At 59.6% G+C, this 17683-nt stretch carries 14 protein-coding genes and 1 tRNA gene; 14 read left to right on the top strand and 1 reads right to left on the bottom strand.

Annotated elements, in window-relative coordinates; all coding sequences use genetic code 11:
* The 10 genes from AC1DLT_RS30695 to rpoC form a co-directional block, all read left to right on the top strand.
* The coding region (locus tag AC1DLT_RS30695; RefSeq protein WP_477489232.1) for an EF-Tu C-terminal domain-related protein at positions 1–427 on the top strand (427 nt) is incomplete at its 5' end.
* 552 nt (positions 428–979) lie between these two features.
* Positions 980–1055: transfer RNA gene (locus AC1DLT_RS30690), tRNA-Trp, on the top strand.
* A 197-nt stretch (positions 1056–1252) separates the two neighbouring features.
* Positions 1253–1453, top strand: a complete 201-nt coding sequence (gene secE / locus AC1DLT_RS30685; RefSeq protein ID WP_038542111.1) for a preprotein translocase subunit SecE — start codon at positions 1253–1255, stop codon at positions 1451–1453.
* A gap of 15 nt (positions 1454–1468) precedes the next feature.
* Positions 1469–1999 (top strand): transcription termination/antitermination protein NusG, encoded by a 531-nt coding sequence (nusG, locus tag AC1DLT_RS30680; RefSeq protein WP_007770615.1) that lies wholly within the window; start codon positions 1469–1471, stop codon positions 1997–1999.
* 198 nt (positions 2000–2197) lie between these two features.
* Positions 2198–2629, top strand: coding sequence for a 50S ribosomal protein L11 (gene rplK, locus AC1DLT_RS30675; protein WP_037088457.1), 432 nt, complete (start codon positions 2198–2200; stop codon positions 2627–2629).
* A gap of 1 nt (position 2630) precedes the next feature.
* The gene (rplA, locus tag AC1DLT_RS30670; protein WP_038542117.1) at positions 2631–3326 is read left to right on the top strand and encodes a 50S ribosomal protein L1; all 696 of its coding nucleotides are present in this window, start codon (positions 2631–2633) and stop codon (positions 3324–3326) included.
* Between the two features lie 311 nt (positions 3327–3637).
* Positions 3638–4195: a 50S ribosomal protein L10 gene (gene rplJ, locus AC1DLT_RS30665; protein WP_258718953.1), complete on the top strand. Its 558-nt coding sequence runs from the start codon at positions 3638–3640 to the stop codon at positions 4193–4195.
* 60 nt (positions 4196–4255) lie between these two features.
* Positions 4256–4633, top strand: a complete 378-nt coding sequence (gene rplL, locus AC1DLT_RS30660; RefSeq protein ID WP_024164302.1) for a 50S ribosomal protein L7/L12 — start codon at positions 4256–4258, stop codon at positions 4631–4633.
* A 248-nt stretch (positions 4634–4881) separates the two neighbouring features.
* Positions 4882–9018, top strand: coding sequence for a DNA-directed RNA polymerase subunit beta (rpoB, locus tag AC1DLT_RS30655; protein WP_038542126.1), 4137 nt, complete (start codon positions 4882–4884; stop codon positions 9016–9018).
* 186 nt (positions 9019–9204) lie between these two features.
* Positions 9205–13413, top strand: a complete 4209-nt coding sequence (gene rpoC / locus AC1DLT_RS30650; protein ID WP_247034007.1) for a DNA-directed RNA polymerase subunit beta' — start codon at positions 9205–9207, stop codon at positions 13411–13413.
* 221 nt (positions 13414–13634) lie between these two features.
* On the opposite strand, the gene AC1DLT_RS30645 is transcribed toward rpoC, so the two are convergent.
* Positions 13635–13928 (bottom strand): transcriptional regulator, encoded by a 294-nt coding sequence (locus tag AC1DLT_RS30645; RefSeq protein ID WP_247138032.1) that lies wholly within the window; start codon positions 13926–13928, stop codon positions 13635–13637.
* A 485-nt stretch (positions 13929–14413) separates the two neighbouring features.
* On the opposite strand from AC1DLT_RS30645, the gene rpsL reads away from it, so the two are divergent.
* The 4 genes from rpsL to AC1DLT_RS30625 form a co-directional block, all read left to right on the top strand.
* Positions 14414–14785: a 30S ribosomal protein S12 gene (rpsL, locus tag AC1DLT_RS30640; RefSeq protein ID WP_003547537.1), complete on the top strand. Its 372-nt coding sequence runs from the start codon at positions 14414–14416 to the stop codon at positions 14783–14785.
* Between the two features lie 78 nt (positions 14786–14863).
* Complete coding sequence (gene rpsG, locus AC1DLT_RS30635; RefSeq protein ID WP_007755828.1) at positions 14864–15334, top strand: 30S ribosomal protein S7; 471 nt, start codon at positions 14864–14866, stop codon at positions 15332–15334.
* A gap of 33 nt (positions 15335–15367) precedes the next feature.
* A complete protein-coding gene (gene fusA, locus AC1DLT_RS30630) occupies positions 15368–17467 on the top strand; it encodes an elongation factor G (RefSeq protein ID WP_038542134.1) in 2100 nt (699 codons plus the stop codon).
* A 68-nt stretch (positions 17468–17535) separates the two neighbouring features.
* On the top strand, positions 17536–17683 hold a 148-nt coding region (locus tag AC1DLT_RS30625; RefSeq protein ID WP_421363080.1), incomplete at its 3' end, for a GTP-binding protein.

The raw sequence follows: 17683 nt of genomic DNA, 5'->3' as shown, positions 1-17683 counted from the left end.
GACGACGGTGACCGGCGTTGAAATGTTCCGCAAGCTGCTCGACCAGGGCCAGGCCGGCGACAACATCGGCGCGCTGATCCGTGGCGTCCAGCGTGACGGCGTCGAGCGTGGCCAGATCCTGTGCAAGCCGGGTTCGGTCAAGCCGCACAAGAAGTTCATGGCTGAAGCCTATATCCTGACGAAAGAAGAAGGCGGTCGTCATACGCCGTTCTTCACCAACTACCGTCCGCAGTTCTACTTCCGCACGACGGACGTGACGGGCATCGTCTCGCTGCCGGAAGGCACGGAAATGGTCATGCCGGGCGACAACGTCACCGTTGCCGTCGAGCTGATCGTTCCGATCGCGATGGAAGAAAAGCTGCGCTTCGCCATCCGCGAAGGCGGCCGCACCGTCGGCGCCGGCATCGTCGCCTCGATCATCGAGTAATCGATAGCGACATTGGAATAGATAAGGCCCTGCCGGCGACGGCGGGGCCTTTTGCATTCGGCCCTGACCCTCTGGCAATTGGGAGGTTCACCCGGAGTCAGCATGTCGAAAACAGGTCGTTCTCGTAACGGAAACGGCGTTCCGGCGCCCGACATATCGCAGCCTGCCGAGCTCATGGGATGGCGGCCCGCCGGCCACGGACACGCGACCTGCGGCGCCACGGTGCTCAGGGGCTGGTGCGCTGCCGCCGTCGTGCTCTGTGGCCATTGTCAATCGCACGCACCCTTGAAGAGACATATTTTCTGGGGCGCATACGGAGTGGGGGGTGGGCGAGATCATCAGGCGCAGTAAGTCTCCGCTCGGTGACTGGCTGCGGAAGAGGTGCTTTCGGTGGCCCGGATGGCGGAGACATCCGAGGTGGGGCCGAAAGCTCAGATGAACGGTTCGGATATTCAAAAATGCACTTGCAAAGCGCAGCGCATCCCCTTAAAGGGAGCGCCTAGCCAGTTGGCGGTGAGCCGGAGTTTCCGGTTTACTTTCCGCCAAGGTTGAAGGGGTGTAGCTCAGTTGGTAGAGCGGCGGTCTCCAAAACCGCAGGTCGTCGGTTCAAGCCCGGCCGCCCCTGCCATTTTCAGATGATTGGCGCGAGATTATCCGCAGCGGAATTGTCGGGAAATGGGCGTCGTGCAAAACGGCGAAATTTCATCGAACACTGTTTTCCCTCTTGTGTAAAGGGGAAGGGGTGTTTATGTAGGTCAAAACAGACACGCGGTGCGTGGGGCTGAGAGAGTTCAGCTTTACGCGCCGTAATTGCGTGGGCAATCTATGGCATCCAAAACCAATCCCGTTACGTTTCTGCGCCAAGTGCGCTCCGAGACGACGAAAATCCATTGGCCGTCTCGTCGTGAGACCATGATTTCCACGGCCATGGTTCTGGTTATGGTTGTGTTCGCTGCGCTGTTTTTCTTCGCTGCAGACCAGCTTATGGGATGGTTGCTCCGTCTCGTACTGAACGTCAGCGTTTGATCCTGGAGAATAAAGATGGCGGCGCGTTGGTACATCGTCCACGCATATTCTAATTTTGAGAAGAAGGTGGCCGAGGACATCGAGAACAAGGCTCGCCAGAAGGGGCTTGAGCACCTGTTCGAAAAGATCCTCGTGCCGACCGAAAAGGTCGTCGAGGTGCGCCGCGGCCGCAAGGTTGATTCCGAGCGCAAGTTCTTTCCGGGTTACGTCATGGTTCGGGCCAACCTGACCGATGAAGCCTATCACCTGATCAAGAACACGCCGAAGGTTACCGGCTTCCTTGGTTCCGACAACAAGCCGGTGCCGATCCCGGACTTCGAAGCCGAGCGCATCCTCGGCCAGGTCCAGGAAGGTGTCGAGCGGCCGAAGTCCTCGATCACCTTCGAGATCGGCGAGCAGGTCCGCGTTTCCGACGGTCCTTTCGCGTCCTTCAACGGCACCGTACAGGATGTCGACGAAGAACGTTCGCGCCTCAAGGTCGAGGTCTCGATCTTCGGCCGCGCGACCCCGGTCGAGCTGGAATACGCCCAGGTCGAAAAGGTCTGATGAATTTCGAAATGGGGCCTGCTGTTTGCGCAGCGGGCCTCGTGCGGCGTTTGCCGCAAACGCGTGGGAGGAGCGGTGCCTTAGCCGGGCATTTTGTCCGAACCACGCAACCGCAGCCGCCGGTGAAAGCCGGCATGTCGGACCGGGAAACCGGTCTCTAATGAGCCGGGTAACCGGTCTCTCGAAAGGCAGAGAGTTATGGCTAAGAAAGTTATGGGCCACCTCAAGCTGCAGGTAAAGGCAGGGTCGGCCAATCCGTCCCCGCCGATCGGTCCTGCACTTGGTCAGCGCGGCATCAACATCATGGAATTCTGCAAGGCGTTCAACGCCGCCACGCAGGAAATGGAAAAGGGCATGCCGATCCCGGTCGTCATCACCTATTTCCAGGACAAGTCCTTCACCTTCGCGATGAAGCAGCCTCCGGTCAGCTATTGGCTGAAGAAGGAAGCGAAGATCACCTCGGGTTCGAAGACCCCGGGCAAGGGCGCCAAGGCTGGCACCCTGACCAAGGCTCAGATCCAGACCATCGCCCAGGCGAAGATGAAGGATCTGAACGCGGCCGATCTCGAAGGCGCAATGGCCATGATCGAGGGCTCTGCCCGCGCCATGGGCCTGGAAGTGGTGGCTTAACATGGTAAAGCTTGCAAAGCGTATTCAGAAGATCCGCGAAGGCGTCGATCCGACCAAGCTGGTCGCCCTGACGGAAGCCATTTCGATGGTCAAGGTTCGCGCCACGGCGAAGTTCGACGAAACCGTCGAAATCTCCATGAACCTCGGCGTCGATCCGCGTCACGCAGACCAGATGGTCCGCGGCGTGGTCAACCTGCCGAACGGTACCGGCCGTGACGTTCGCGTCGCCGTTTTCGCACGTGGCGCCAAGGCTGACGAAGCCAAGGCTGCCGGTGCAGACATCGTCGGCGCCGAAGATCTGGTCGAAATCGTTCAGGGCGGCAAGATCGACTTCGATCGCTGCATCGCCACCCCGGACATGATGCCGCTCGTCGGTCGTCTCGGTAAGGTTCTCGGCCCGCGCGGCATGATGCCGAACCCGAAGGTCGGAACCGTCACCATGGACGTCACGGGCGCCGTCAAGGCTTCCAAGGGCGGCGCTGTCGAGTTCCGCGTCGAGAAGGCTGGCATCATCCACGCCGGCATCGGCAAGGCTTCCTTCGAAGCCAAGGCCCTCGAAGAGAACATCAAGGCTTTCGCCGATGCGGTCATCAAGGCCAAGCCGGCTGGTGCGAAGGGTAACTACGTCAAGCGCGTAGCGATTTCCTCGACCATGGGTCCGGGCGTCAAGATCGATCCGTCGACGGTGACGATCTAAAGTTCTGTCCAGCGCCTTTGGGTTCTGGACTGCATGAATTCCCGGTCCTTCGGGGCCGGGAATTTCCCAGGGAAACCTGGGAATTCCTGTCCGAGATTGCGGGTGGTTTCGACCTTAATCACTTGATGCCTGCATGAGACGGGTAAGACCCGAGATTTTTGAGGCGCTAGCGCGCTTTACGAATTCGGTTCGAGCCTAGTGTGCCTTGTGCCTGGAGCCCCAGTGGCGACAGTGCGAGGGGACAGGATCCTCAAGCGTCGCTTGGGGTCCTAATCAAGGGATCCCTTGAGGCAAAGGCAACCCGATGGGGCCTGCAGGATTGCGGTCCCGTCAACTGGAGACAGACAGTGGAAAGAGCGGAAAAGCGCGAATTTGTCACGGAGCTGAACGAAGTCTTCAAGGCTTCTGGTTCGGTTGTCGTGGCCCACTATGCTGGTGTCACAGTTGCGCAGATGAACGATTTTCGTTCGAAGATGCGCGCTGCTGGCGGCACCGTCAAAGTCGCGAAGAACCGTCTGGCCAAGATCGCTCTTCAGGGTACGGAGTCGGAAGGGATGTCAAATCTCTTCAAGGGTCAGACGCTGATCGCATTCAGCGAAGACCCGGTAACGGCTCCGAAGGTCGTCATGGATTTCGCCAAGACCAATGACAAGATCATTGTTCTGGGCGGTTCCATGGGTGCAACCACGCTCACTGCGGATGCGGTCAAGTCGCTTGCGACCCTGCCTTCGCTGGACGAGCTTCGCGGCAAGCTGCTGGGCCTCTTGAATGCCCCGGCATCGCGTATCGCGACGGTTGTTGCAGCACCGGCAAGCCAGCTTGCCCGCGTGTTCGCGGCCTACGCCAAGAAGGACGAGGAAGCCGCTTAAGGCGGTTTTTCGCTGTTCATACCCAAATCAAGTTCGAACCGAATATAAGGAACTATCAAAATGGCTGATCTCGCAAAGATCGTTGAAGACCTCTCTGCTCTGACCGTTCTGGAAGCCGCTGAGCTTTCCAAGCTGCTCGAAGAGAAGTGGGGCGTATCTGCAGCTGCTCCGGTAGCTGTCGCTGCTGCTGGCGGTGGCGCTGCTGCTGCTGTCGTTGAAGAAGAAAAGACCGAGTTCGACGTCATCCTCGCTGATGCCGGCGCCAACAAGATCAACGTCATCAAGGAAGTCCGCGCCATCACCGGCCTGGGCCTCAAGGAAGCCAAGGATCTCGTTGAAGCCGCTCCGAAGGCTGTCAAGGAAGGCGTTAACAAGGCTGAAGCCGCTGACCTCAAGAAGAAGCTTGAGGACGCCGGCGCCAAGGTCGACGTTAAGTAATATCGGAATGCGGCGGGAGGGGTCTCCTCTCCCGCCGGTTTCCTCCGAACATATTACCCAGGAACCGTCAAAACGGTTCCTGGGTAATGGGTTCTCAAGAGGATGGTCCCGAATCGAACAGAAAAGGCAATCCGGCCTGGCGTGTTCGAGAGGTGGGACGAGATTGGGAATACCCATTGATCGACGGGATCGACTGGCCAGCGAACCCCGTCCGTTGCAGGCCCGGATGCAAGTTTGAAGGAGCGACGATGGCTCAGACCCTTTCCTTTAATGGTCGCAGGCGCGTACGCAAGTTTTTTGGAAAAATCCCCGAAGTCACTGAGATGCCGAACCTCATCGAGGTTCAGAAGGCATCCTATGACCAGTTCCTGATGGTCGATGAACCGAAGGGCGGTCGTCCGGACGAAGGTCTGAACGCCGTCTTCCGGTCGGTCTTCCCGATCACCGATTTTTCCGGCGCCTCCATGCTCGAATTCGTATCCTACGAATTCGAACTGCCGAAGTTCGACGTGGAAGAATGCCGTCAGCGCGATCTGACCTATGCAGCGCCGCTTAAGGTGACACTGCGTCTCATCGTGTTCGATATCGACGAGGATACGGGCGCAAAGTCGATCAAGGACATCAAGGAGCAGTCGGTCTACATGGGCGACATGCCGCTCATGACCGATAACGGTACGTTCATCGTGAACGGCACCGAGCGCGTGATCGTGTCCCAGATGCACCGTTCGCCGGGCGTCTTCTTTGACCACGACAAGGGCAAGAGCCATTCTTCCGGCAAGCTGCTCTTCGCTGCCCGCGTCATCCCGTATCGCGGTTCCTGGCTCGACATCGAATTCGACGCCAAGGATATCGTCTACGCCCGCATCGACCGCCGCCGTAAGATCCCCGTGACCTCGCTGCTGATGGCGCTTGGCATGGACGGTGAAGAAATCCTGTCGACCTTCTATACGAAGTCGTCCTATCAGCGCGACGGCGATGGCTGGCGGATTCCGTTCCAGCCGGAAACCCTGAAGGGTGCCAAGACCCTTTCCGACATGATCGACGCCGATACCGGCGAAGTGGTTGTCGAATCCGGCAAGAAGCTCACGCCGCGCCTTCTCCGTCAGCTGACGGACAAGGGCCTGAAGGCGTTGAAGGCAACCAATGACGACATCTACGGCAACTATCTTGCCGAAGACATCGTCAACGCGGCAACCGGCGAGATCTACCTCGAAGCCGGCGACGAGATCGACGAAAAGACCCTGCCGGTCATCCTCAATGCAGGTTTCGACGAAGTTCCGGTTCTCGGCATCGACCATATCAATGTCGGCGCCTACATCCGCAACACGCTGTCGGCCGACAAGAACGAGAACCGTCAGGACGCTCTGTTCGACATCTACCGCGTCATGCGTCCGGGTGAACCGCCGACCATGGAATCGGCCGAAGCCATGTTCAACTCGCTGTTCTTCGATTCGGAGCGTTACGACCTCTCCGCCGTCGGCCGCGTCAAGATGAACATGCGCCTCGACCTCGAAGTCGCCGACACCGTCCGTACGCTGCGCAAGGACGACATCCTGGCCGTAGTCCGGATGCTGGTCGAACTGCGCGACGGCAAGGGCGAGATCGACGACATCGACAACCTCGGGAACCGCCGCGTCCGTTCTGTCGGCGAACTGATGGAAAATCAGTATCGCCTCGGCCTGCTCCGCATGGAGCGCGCTATCAAGGAACGCATGTCGTCGATCGAGATCGATACCGTCATGCCGCAGGACCTGATCAACGCGAAGCCGGCAGCCGCCGCGGTTCGCGAATTCTTCGGTTCCTCGCAGCTGTCGCAGTTCATGGACCAGGTGAACCCGCTTTCGGAAATCACCCACAAGCGCCGTCTTTCGGCACTTGGCCCGGGTGGTCTGACCCGCGAGCGCGCCGGCTTCGAAGTCCGCGACGTTCACCCGACCCATTACGGCCGTATTTGCCCGATCGAAACGCCGGAAGGCCCGAACATCGGTCTGATCAACTCGCTTGCAACTTTTGCCCGCGTCAACAAGTACGGCTTCATCGAAAGCCCGTATCGCAAGATCATCGACGGTGTGGTGACGAAGGAAGTGCTTTACCTCTCCGCTATGGAAGAGGCGAAGTATTACGTCGCACAGGCGAACGCCGAACTGGATAAGAACGGCTCTTTCGTGGAAGAGTTCGTCGTCTGCCGTCATGCCGGCGAAGTCATGCTGTCCCCGCGCGACACCATCAACCTGATGGACGTCTCGCCGAAGCAGCTTGTTTCGGTCGCGGCAGCTCTGATCCCGTTCCTGGAAAACGACGACGCCAACCGCGCTCTCATGGGCTCGAACATGCAGCGTCAGGCCGTGCCGCTGGTACGTGCTGAAGCTCCGTTCGTCGGCACCGGCATGGAACCGGTCGTCGCTCGCGACTCCGGTGCAGCGATCGCTGCCCGCCGTGGCGGCGTGGTCGACCAGGTCGACGCGACGCGTATCGTTATCCGCGCCACCGAAGACCTCGATCCGTCGAAGTCGGGCGTCGATATCTATCGTCTGCAGAAGTTCCAGCGTTCGAACCAGAACACCTGCGTCAACCAGCGTCCGCTGGTCGCCGTCGGCGACATCCTGAACAAGGGCGACATCATTGCCGACGGTCCGTCGACGGACCTTGGTGACTTGGCGCTCGGCCGCAACGCGCTTGTCGCGTTCATGCCCTGGAACGGCTACAACTACGAAGACTCGATCCTGCTCTCCGAGCGCATCGTGTCGGACGACGTATTCACCTCCATTCACATCGAAGAATTCGAAGTGATGGCGCGTGACACCAAGCTTGGTCCGGAAGAAATCACCCGCGACATTCCGAACGTTTCGGAAGAAGCGCTGAAGAACCTCGACGAAGCCGGCATCGTCTACATCGGCGCCGAAGTCCAGCCGGGCGACATTCTCGTCGGCAAGATCACTCCGAAGGGCGAAAGCCCGATGACGCCGGAAGAAAAGCTTCTGCGCGCCATCTTCGGTGAAAAGGCCTCCGACGTTCGCGACACCTCCATGCGCATGCCTCCGGGCACGTTCGGCACGGTCGTCGAAGTCCGCGTCTTCAACCGTCACGGTGTGGAGAAGGACGAACGCGCCATGGCGATCGAGCGTGAGGAAATCGAACGCCTCGCCAAGGACCGCGACGACGAACAGGCAATTCTCGACCGCAACGTCTATGGCCGTCTGACGGACATGCTGCGCGGCCAGATGTCGGTTGCCGGTCCGAAGGGCTTCAAGAAGGGCATCGAGCTCACCAACGCCGTCATCTCCGAATATCCCCGCTCGCAGTGGTGGATGTTCGCAGTCGAGGACGAAAAGGTGCAGGGCGAAGTCGAAGCTCTGCGTGGCCAGTACGACGAATCCAAGTCGCGCCTTGAACAGCGCTTCATGGACAAGGTCGAAAAGGTCCAGCGCGGTGACGAAATGCCGCCGGGCGTCATGAAGATGGTCAAGGTCTTCGTCGCTGTGAAGCGCAAGATTCAGCCGGGCGACAAGATGGCTGGCCGTCACGGCAACAAGGGCGTCGTGTCGCGCATCGTACCGGTCGAGGACATGCCGTTCCTCGAGGACGGCACGCATGTCGACATCGTTCTGAACCCGCTCGGCGTGCCTTCGCGCATGAACGTCGGTCAGATCCTCGAGACGCACCTGGCGTGGGCTTGCGCCGGCATGGGCAAGCGTATCGGCGCGATGCTTGAAGAATACCGCAAGTCGAACGATATCACCGACTTGAAGAAAGAGCTGACGGAAGCCTATCAGAGTGAGGCAAACGCTGAAGTTGCCAGCTTCGACGACGACTCTCTCGTTCGTCTGGCCGAGCAGTCCAAGCGTGGTCTGTCGATCGCAACGCCGGTCTTCGACGGTGCGCATGAGCCGGACGTCGCAGCCATGCTGACCAAGGCGGGCCTCGATCCGTCCGGTCAGTCGGTCCTCTATGACGGCCGTACCGGCGAGCAGTTCGACCGCAAGGTGACTGTCGGCTACATGTACATGATCAAGCTGAACCACCTTGTGGACGACAAGATCCACGCGCGTTCGATCGGTCCGTACTCGCTGGTCACCCAGCAGCCGCTCGGTGGCAAGGCGCAGTTCGGCGGCCAGCGCTTCGGCGAAATGGAAGTCTGGGCGCTCGAAGCCTATGGCGCCGCCTACACGCTGCAGGAAATGCTGACCGTGAAGTCGGACGACGTGGCCGGCCGTACCAAGGTCTACGAAGCGATCGTTCGCGGCGACGACACGTTCGAGGCAGGCATTCCGGAGAGCTTCAACGTTCTCGTCAAGGAAATGCGCTCTCTCGGCCTGTCCGTCGAGCTCGAGAACTCGAAGATCGACGAGGCGAATGCCGGTCAGTTGCCCGACGCAGCCGAATAAAACGACAAGCCGGCGCGCGCCAGGAATGGGCGCGCGCCACTCCCACCTCCGGTATCCGCCGGAAGGACAGGGGATTTTTGCCGCATTTCGCGGCTAATACTGTTTTAGAGCATCGGGCGGTCCCTCCCGGGAATTCGGACCGTTTCGATCGCCAGCCGAGGGCTTCCGCCCCTAAAGGAGATAGGCATGAACCAAGAGGTCATGAATCTTTTCAATCCGCAGGTGCCTGCACAGCACTTCGATTCGATCCGTATCTCGATCGCGTCTCCGGAGAAGATTCTCTCCTGGTCCTACGGCGAGATCAAAAAGCCGGAGACCATCAACTACCGTACCTTCAAGCCGGAACGCGACGGCCTTTTCTGCGCGCGCATCTTCGGGCCGATCAAGGACTATGAGTGCCTGTGCGGCAAGTACAAGCGCATGAAGTACAAGGGCATCATCTGCGAAAAGTGCGGCGTCGAAGTCACGCTGTCGCGCGTTCGCCGTGAGCGCATGGGCCATATCGAGCTCGCCGCTCCCGTCGCCCATATCTGGTTCCTGAAGTCGCTTCCGTCGCGCATCTCGACCCTTCTCGACATGACGCTGAAGGATGTCGAGCGCGTTCTGTATTTCGAGAACTACATCGTCACTGAGCCGGGCCTCACCTCGCTCAAGGAAAACCAGCTTCTTTCCGAAGAAGAATACATGATCGCCGTCGACGAGTTCGGCGAAGATCAGTTCACGGCGATGATCGGCGCCGAGGCCATCTACGAGATGCTCGCCTCGATGAATCTCGAAAAGATCGCCGGCGACCTGCGTTCGGAACTTGCCGACACCACGTCGGACCTGAAGCAGAAGAAGCTGATGAAGCGCCTGAAGATCGTCGAGAACTTCATGGAATCGGGCAACCGTCCGGAATGGATGATCATGAAGGTCGTCCCGGTCATCCCGCCGGACCTGCGCCCGCTGGTTCCGCTCGATGGCGGCCGCTTTGCGACCTCGGACCTCAACGATCTCTATCGTCGCGTCATCAACCGTAACAACCGTCTGAAGCGCCTGATCGAACTGCGCGCTCCGGGCATCATCATCCGCAACGAAAAGCGCATGCTGCAGGAATCTGTGGACGCGCTGTTCGACAACGGCCGTCGTGGCCGCGTCATCACCGGCGCCAACAAGCGTCCGCTGAAGTCGCTGTCCGATATGCTCAAGGGCAAGCAGGGCCGCTTCCGCCAGAACCTTCTCGGCAAGCGCGTCGACTATTCCGGCCGTTCTGTCATCGTGACCGGTCCGGAACTGAAGCTGCACCAGTGCGGCCTGCCGAAGAAGATGGCGCTCGAACTGTTCAAGCCGTTCATCTACGCCCGCCTCGACGCCAAGGGTTACTCCTCGACCGTCAAGCAGGCCAAGAAGCTGGTTGAAAAGGAAAAGCCGGAAGTCTGGGATATCCTCGACGAGGTTATCCGCGAGCATCCGGTTCTCCTGAACCGCGCACCGACGCTGCACCGCCTGGGCATCCAGGCCTTCGAACCGATCCTGGTCGAAGGCAAGGCGATCCAGCTGCATCCGCTCGTCTGCACGGCCTTCAACGCCGACTTCGACGGTGACCAGATGGCCGTTCACGTGCCGCTGTCGCTCGAAGCCCAGCTCGAAGCCCGCGTGCTGATGATGTCGACGAACAACATCCTGCACCCTGCAAACGGCGCACCGATCATCGTTCCGTCGCAGGACATGGTTCTCGGCCTCTACTATCTGGCGATCATGAACCAGAACGAGCCGGGCGAAGGCATGGCCTTCTCCGACATGGGCGAACTGCACCACGCTCTGGAAAACAAGGTCGTTACCCTGCATGCCAAGATCCGCGGTCGCTTCAAGACCCTGGATGCCGACGGCAAGCTGGTCTCGAAGATCTATGAAACGACCCCCGGCCGCATGATCATCGGCGAACTTCTGCCGAAGAACGTCAACGTGCCGTTCGAGACCTGCAACCAGGAAATGACCAAGAAGAACATCTCCAAGATGATCGACACGGTCTACCGTCACTGCGGCCAGAAGGACACGGTGATCTTCTGCGACCGCATCATGCAGCTCGGCTTCACGCACGCCTGCAAGGCCGGTATCTCCTTCGGCAAGGATGACATGATCATCCCGGAAACCAAGGCGAAGATCGTTGGTGATACCGAGACCCTGGTGAAGGAATACGAGCAGCAGTACAACGACGGCCTGATCACTCAGGGCGAAAAGTACAACAAGGTCGTCGACGCCTGGGGCAAGGCTACCGAGAAGGTTGCGGAAGACATGATGGCCCGCATTAAGGCCGTCGAGTTCGATCCGGAAACCGGTCGCCAAAAGCAGATGAACGCCATCTACATGATGTCCCACTCGGGTGCCCGTGGTTCTCCGAACCAGATGCGCCAGCTGGGCGGCATGCGTGGCCTGATGGCCAAGCCGTCGGGTGAGATCATCGAAACGCCGATCATCTCGAACTTCAAGGAAGGCCTGACCGTTAACGAGTACTTCAACTCGACCCACGGTGCCCGTAAGGGTCTGGCAGACACCGCCTTGAAGACCGCGAACTCCGGTTACCTGACCCGTCGTCTCGTCGACGTGGCGCAGGACTGCATCGTCAATCTGGTCGATTGCGGCACCGAGAGCGGCCTCACCATGACGGCGATCGTTGACGCCGGTCAGGTCGTGGCTTCCATCGGCGCTCGTGTTCTTGGCCGTACCGCACTCGACGACATCGATCATCCGGTCACGGGTGCCCGCATCGTCGATGCCGGCAAGATGATCCTCGAGCCGGATGTCATCGAGATCGAAAAGGCTGGTATCCAGTCGATCCGCATCCGTTCTGCACTGACCTGCGAAGTTCAGACGGGCGTCTGCTCGGTCTGCTACGGCCGAGATCTGGCCCGTGGTACTCCGGTCAACATGGGCGAAGCCGTCGGCGTCATCGCGGCTCAGTCGATCGGCGAGCCGGGAACCCAGCTCACCATGCGTACCTTCCACTTGGGTGGTACGGCAAACGTGGTCGACCAGTCGTTCCTGGAAGCGTCGTACGAAGGCACGATCCAGATCAAGAACCGCAACATGCTGCGGAACTCCGAAGGCGTTCTCGTCGCGATGGGCCGCAACATGGCGGTCACCATCCTTGACGAGCGCGGCGTCGAGCGTTCCTCGCAGCGCGTCGCCTACGGTTCGAAGCTGTTCGTGGATGATGGCGACAAGGTTCGTCGCGGTCAGCGTCTGGCAGAGTGGGACCCCTACACACGCCCGATGATGACGGAAGTGGAAGGTACGGTTCAGTTCGAAGACGTGGTCGACTCGATCTCGGTTTCGGAATCGACCGACGAATCCACCGGCATCACCAAGCGTCAGGTCATCGACTGGCGTTCGACGCCACGCGGCATCGACCTGAAGCCGGCGATCGTCATCAAGGACGCTTCGGGCACAATCATGAAACTGGCCCGCGGTGGCGAAGCCCGCTTCAACCTGTCGGTCGACGCCATCCTGTCGGTCGAGCCGGGTCAGAAGGTCAGCCAGGGCGACGTTCTCGCCCGCGTTCCGCTGGAAAGCGCCAAGACCAAGGACATCACCGGTGGTCTGCCGCGTGTTGCCGAGCTCTTCGAAGCCCGTCGTCCGAAGGATCACGCCATCATCGCTGAGATCGATGGTACGATCCGCCTCGGCCGCGACTACAAGAACAAGCGTCGCGTCATGATCGAGCCGGCGGAAGACGGTGTCGAGCCGGTCGAATACCTGATCCCGAAGGGCAAGCCCTTCCATCTTCAGGAAGGCGACTACATCGAAAAGGGCGACTACATCCTCGACGGCAATCCGGCGCCGCACGACATCCTGGCGATCAAGGGCGTGGAAGCACTTGCTTCCTACCTCGTCAACGAAATCCAGGAAGTCTATCGTCTGCAGGGCGTTGTCATCAACGACAAGCACATCGAGGTGATTGTCCGTCAGATGTTGCAGAAGGTCGAGATCACCGATGCCGGCGACAGCCAGTACATCGTCGGTGACAATGTCGACCGGATCGAACTGGACGAAGTCAACGAGCGTCTCGCCGAAGAAGGCAAGAAGCCCGCTTACGGCGAACCGGTTCTGCTCGGCATCACCAAGGCGTCGCTGCAGACCCCGTCCTTCATCTCGGCCGCTTCCTTCCAGGAAACGACCAAGGTGCTGACGGAAGCCGCGATCGCCGGCAAGACCGACACGCTGCAGGGCCTCAAGGAAAACGTCATCGTCGGCCGTCTCATCCCGGCCGGTACGGGCGGCACCATGACCCAGATCCGCCGTATCGCCACATCGCGCGACGAGCTCATCCTGGAAGAACGCAAGAAGGGTTCGGGCGCTTCGTCCGCCACCCCGATGCTTCAGGACCTGAACACCGAGAACACGCCCGCGGAGTGATCGGTAACGGCCAATTGGAAATCAAAACCGCCCGGAGCGATCCGGGCGGTTTTTTCGTTTCGGGCCAAGGGACAGGGCATCAAAAAAGCCGCCGGAACTGTCCGGCGGCTTGGTGCATGCTCTGGCGAAACGTGGACGTGTCGCCACTGGTGAGGGTAAGGAGAGACAACGTCCGCCAGCCGGAGGAGGCGAGGGCAGCCAGGCCTCTTTGGAGATCGGGGCTACTCGAACCGGATGATCGCCACTTCGCCTTCGAGGGCGCCCTGGTAGGCGGAGGCATGCGGCTCCTCGGTCGGTTCGTCGGTCAGGACGCCGATCTGGTCGAGGTCGGCCTCGATGAAGCCTTCTTCGGAGAGCGCGTTGAGCGCTTCGCGGACGGCGGAATCGTCGTCCGGCGCGCGCAGCATGATATGCAGTTCGATGCCCTCGGCGCCCTTCTTTTCGTAGCCCTTGCCGATGATGATGAAGACCATCGGCCCGTCGAGGTTGTTGTCATTGTCGGGTGTGGCGATCATGGTCATCTCCGCAAGCGAATCCCTGGTATCGTCCGAAGACGAGGCGGAACGGAAGGTTCCCGCACTCTTTAGTGCGATCGGCGATGATTCCCAAACATTATCCGCGAGGGCATGTCATATTTCACGAAACTTGTCTCGAAACCCTCCATTTGCCCCCGAAACCAAGGGTTTGGGGCAATAATTTAGGATTCGGTCTTGACGGGCAGGGGGGAAAACAGTAAACGCCCCGCATCGGAAGCGATGTGAGGCTTGCCCGTTCGGAACGACTCGTTCCGGAGTATGCCTCAGACACGGTTCCATACGCACGTTGAAGACACGAATGCTGCACGCACGACGCATGAGGAATGCGTCCTCTGCTTTCTGTGGTCCATCCGCGAAAAGCGGATCGGGCCACGTTTTGCGCATGAGGAAATGTGTGTGCCGCCGCCGGAAACGGCATCAGATCGGCCCGAAAGGGTACTGAGAAAAACGTAAGGGATGGTTGAATGCCTACCGTAAACCAGCTGATCCGCAAGCCTCGCCAGGCGAACGTAAAGCGTAACAAGGTTCCTGCTCTGCAGGAAAACCCCCAGAAGCGCGGCGTTTGCACCCGCGTTTACACGACGACCCCGAAGAAGCCGAACTCGGCTCTGCGTAAGGTTGCCAAGATTCGCCTGACCAACGGCTTCGAAGTCATCGGCTACATCCCGGGTGAAGGCCACAACCTGCAGGAACACTCTGTCGTGATGATCCGCGGCGGCCGCGTCAAGGACTTGCCGGGTGTTCGCTACCACATCATCCGCGGCGTTCTCGACACCCAGGGCGTCAAGAACCGCAAGCAGCGCCGTTCCAAGTACGGTGCGAAGCGTCCGAAGTAATTCGGAATTCTGATTATCCGGCGCTGCGCGAGGTTCTCCGCGTGGTAAAGCGCCCGTAACAATTGAGAGACGAGAAGTATGTCCCGACGCCATAGTGCAGAGAAGCGTGAGATCAATCCGGACCCGAAGTTCGGCGATCTGGTCGTCACGAAGTTCATGAATGCGATCATGCTCCACGGCAAGAAGTCCGTAGCTGAAAACATCGTTTACGGCGCGTTCGACGTCGTGCAGGGCAAGGCCAAGGCCGACCCGCTGGGTATCTTCCATTCGGCGCTCGACAATGTCGCGCCGCATGTCGAAGTTCGTTCGCGCCGCGTTGGTGGTGCGACCTACCAGGTTCCGGTCGACGTTCGTCCCGAGCGCCGTCAGGCTCTCGCGATCCGTTGGGTGATCGCTGCTGCCCGCAAGCGCAACGAAACGACGATGGTCGATCGCCTTTCCGGTGAACTCATGGATGCTGCAAACAATCGTGGCAGCGCCGTCAAGAAGCGTGAAGATACGCACAAGATGGCCGACGCCAACCGCGCATTCTCGCATTACCGTTGGTAATCTTCACTCGATCGAATTTCGAAAGGCAGTCCTATGGCTCGCGAATATAAAATCGAAGACTACCGCAATTTCGGTATCATGGCGCATATCGACGCCGGCAAGACCACGACCACCGAGCGTATCCTTTATTACACCGGCAAGTCGCACAAGATCGGCGAAGTTCACGACGGCGCAGCCACGATGGACTGGATGGAGCAGGAGCAGGAGCGTGGCATCACGATCACCTCTGCTGCGACCACGACCTTCTGGAAGGGCCGTGACGGCAAGATGCGCCGCTTCAACATCATCGACACCCCCGGCCACGTCGACTTCACCATCGAAGTTGAACGTTCGCTGCGCGTGCTCGACGGTGCTGTCGCTCTCCTCGATGCCAATGCCGGCGTTGAGCCGCAGACGGAAACCGTCTGGCGTCAGGCCGACAAGTACAAGGTTCCGCGCCTGATCTTCTGCAACAAGATGGACAAGACCGGTGCCGATTTCTATCGCTCGGTCGAGATGATCAAGACGCGCCTCGGCGCGACTGCGGTTGTCTGCCAGTTGCCGATCGGTGCTGAAACCGAATTCAAGGGCATCGTCGACCTGATCGAGATGAACGCTCTCGTCTGGCGCGACGAGTCACTCGGCGCCCAGTGGGACGTCGTCGAAATCCCGGAAGACCTGAAGGCTCGTGCCGAAGAATTCCGCGAAAAGATGATCGAGACGGTTGTCGATATCGACGAAGAAGCCATGGAAAACTATCTGAACGGCGTCATGCCGGACAACGATAAGATCCGTGCGCTCATCCGTCGCGGCACGATCGACGTCAAGTTCTTCCCGATGTTCTGCGGTTCTGCCTTCAAGAACAAAGGCGTTCAGCCGCTCCTCGACGCGGTTGTCGAATTCCTGCCGTCGCCGGCAGACATTCCGGCCATCAAGGGCATCGACGTCAAGACCGAAGCCGAAATCGAACGTCATCCCGATGACACCGAGCCGCTTTCGATGCTGGCGTTCAAGATCATGAACGACCCCTTCGTCGGTTCGCTGACCTTCTGCCGTATCTATTCGGGCAAGCTCGAAAAGGGCGCTGCTCTGTTGAACACGGTCAAGGAAAAGCGCGAGCGCGTCGGCCGCATGCTGCAGATGCACTCGAACTCCCGTGAAGACATCGAAGAAGCCTTCGCCGGCGACATCGTCGCTCTCGCAGGCCTCAAGGAAACCACCACGGGCGACACGCTCTGCGATCCGCTGAAGCCGGTCATCCTCGAGCGCATGGAATTCCCCGAGCCGGTCATCCAGATCGCCATCGAGCCGAAGTCCAAGGGCGACCAGGAAAAGATGGGCCTCGCGCTCAACCGCCTGGCTGCCGAAGACCCGTCCTTCCGCGTCAAGACCGACGAAGAGTCCGGCCAGACGATCATCGCCGGCATGGGCGAACTTCACCTCGACATCCTCGTCGACCGCATGCGTCGCGAGTTCAAGGTCGAAGCCACCGTCGGTGCTCCGCAGGTTGCTTACCGCGAAACCATCACGCGCAAGCACGAAGAAGATTACACGCACAAGAAGCAGTCCGGTGGTACCGGCCAGTTCGCGCGCGTCAAGATCGTCTTCGAACCGAACCCGGACGGCGACGACTTCAAGTTCGAGTCCAAGATCGTCGGCGGTTCTGTTCCGAAGGAATACATCCCGGGCGTCCAGAAGGGCATCGAAAGCGTTCTGTCTTCCGGTCCGCTGGCTGGCTTCCCGATGCTGGGCGTCAAGGCGACGCTCATCGACGGTGCCTACCATGACGTCGACTCCTCGGTTCTGGCATTCGAAATCGCGTCTCGCGCCTGCTTCCGTGAAGCAGCCAAGAAGGCCGGTGCTCAGCTCCTCGAGCCGATGATGAAGGTCGAAGTTGTCACTCCGGAAGATTACGTCGGTGACGTTATCGGCGACCTGAACTCCCGTCGTGGCCAGATCCAGGGCCAGGAATCGCGCGGCATCGCCGTCGTGATCAACGCCCATGTGCCGCTCGCGAACATGTTCAAGTACGTCGACAACCTGCGCTCCATGTCCCAGGGCCGCGCGCAGTATTCGATGACCTTCGATCACTACGCACCGGTTCCGACCAACGTCGCAAACGAAATCCAGGCCAAGTACTCCGGTCAGAAGTGACCGGGGTAACCCCGCCCAATCAAATTAGAGAATAACCCCTGACGGGGATAAGAACGGAGAAGCCGGAAATGGCAAAGAGCAAGTTTGAGCGCAACAAGCCGCACGTCAACATTGGCACGATCGGTCACGTTGACCATGGCAAGACGTCGCTGACGGCCGCGATCACGAAGTACTTCGGCGAGTACAAGGCCTATGACCAGATCGACGCGGCTCCTG

The sequence above is a fragment of the Neorhizobium sp. 05N33 genome, from assembly GCF_056397445.1.
The sequence above is the reverse complement of the archived record's forward strand: the minus strand, read 5'-3'. Positions and strand labels throughout refer to the sequence as shown.

Excerpts from the sequence above, each read along its gene's own strand:
- rplL (WP_024164302.1), top strand. The coding sequence starts at position 4,256 with ATGGCTGATCTCGCAAAGATCGTTGAAGACCTCTCTGCTCTGACCGTT.
- AC1DLT_RS30645 (WP_247138032.1), bottom strand. The coding sequence starts at position 13,928 with ATGATCGCCACACCCGACAATGACAACAACCTCGACGGGCCGATGGTC.
- rpsG (WP_007755828.1), top strand. The coding sequence starts at position 14,864 with ATGTCCCGACGCCATAGTGCAGAGAAGCGTGAGATCAATCCGGACCCG.
- rpoB (WP_038542126.1), top strand. The coding sequence starts at position 4,882 with ATGGCTCAGACCCTTTCCTTTAATGGTCGCAGGCGCGTACGCAAGTTT.
- rpsL (WP_003547537.1), top strand. The coding sequence starts at position 14,414 with ATGCCTACCGTAAACCAGCTGATCCGCAAGCCTCGCCAGGCGAACGTA.
- rplK (WP_037088457.1), top strand. The coding sequence starts at position 2,198 with ATGGCTAAGAAAGTTATGGGCCACCTCAAGCTGCAGGTAAAGGCAGGG.
- rplA (WP_038542117.1), top strand. The coding sequence starts at position 2,631 with ATGGTAAAGCTTGCAAAGCGTATTCAGAAGATCCGCGAAGGCGTCGAT.
- secE (WP_038542111.1), top strand. The coding sequence starts at position 1,253 with ATGGCATCCAAAACCAATCCCGTTACGTTTCTGCGCCAAGTGCGCTCC.
- nusG (WP_007770615.1), top strand. The coding sequence starts at position 1,469 with ATGGCGGCGCGTTGGTACATCGTCCACGCATATTCTAATTTTGAGAAG.
- fusA (WP_038542134.1), top strand. The coding sequence starts at position 15,368 with ATGGCTCGCGAATATAAAATCGAAGACTACCGCAATTTCGGTATCATG.
- rpoC (WP_247034007.1), top strand. The coding sequence starts at position 9,205 with ATGAACCAAGAGGTCATGAATCTTTTCAATCCGCAGGTGCCTGCACAG.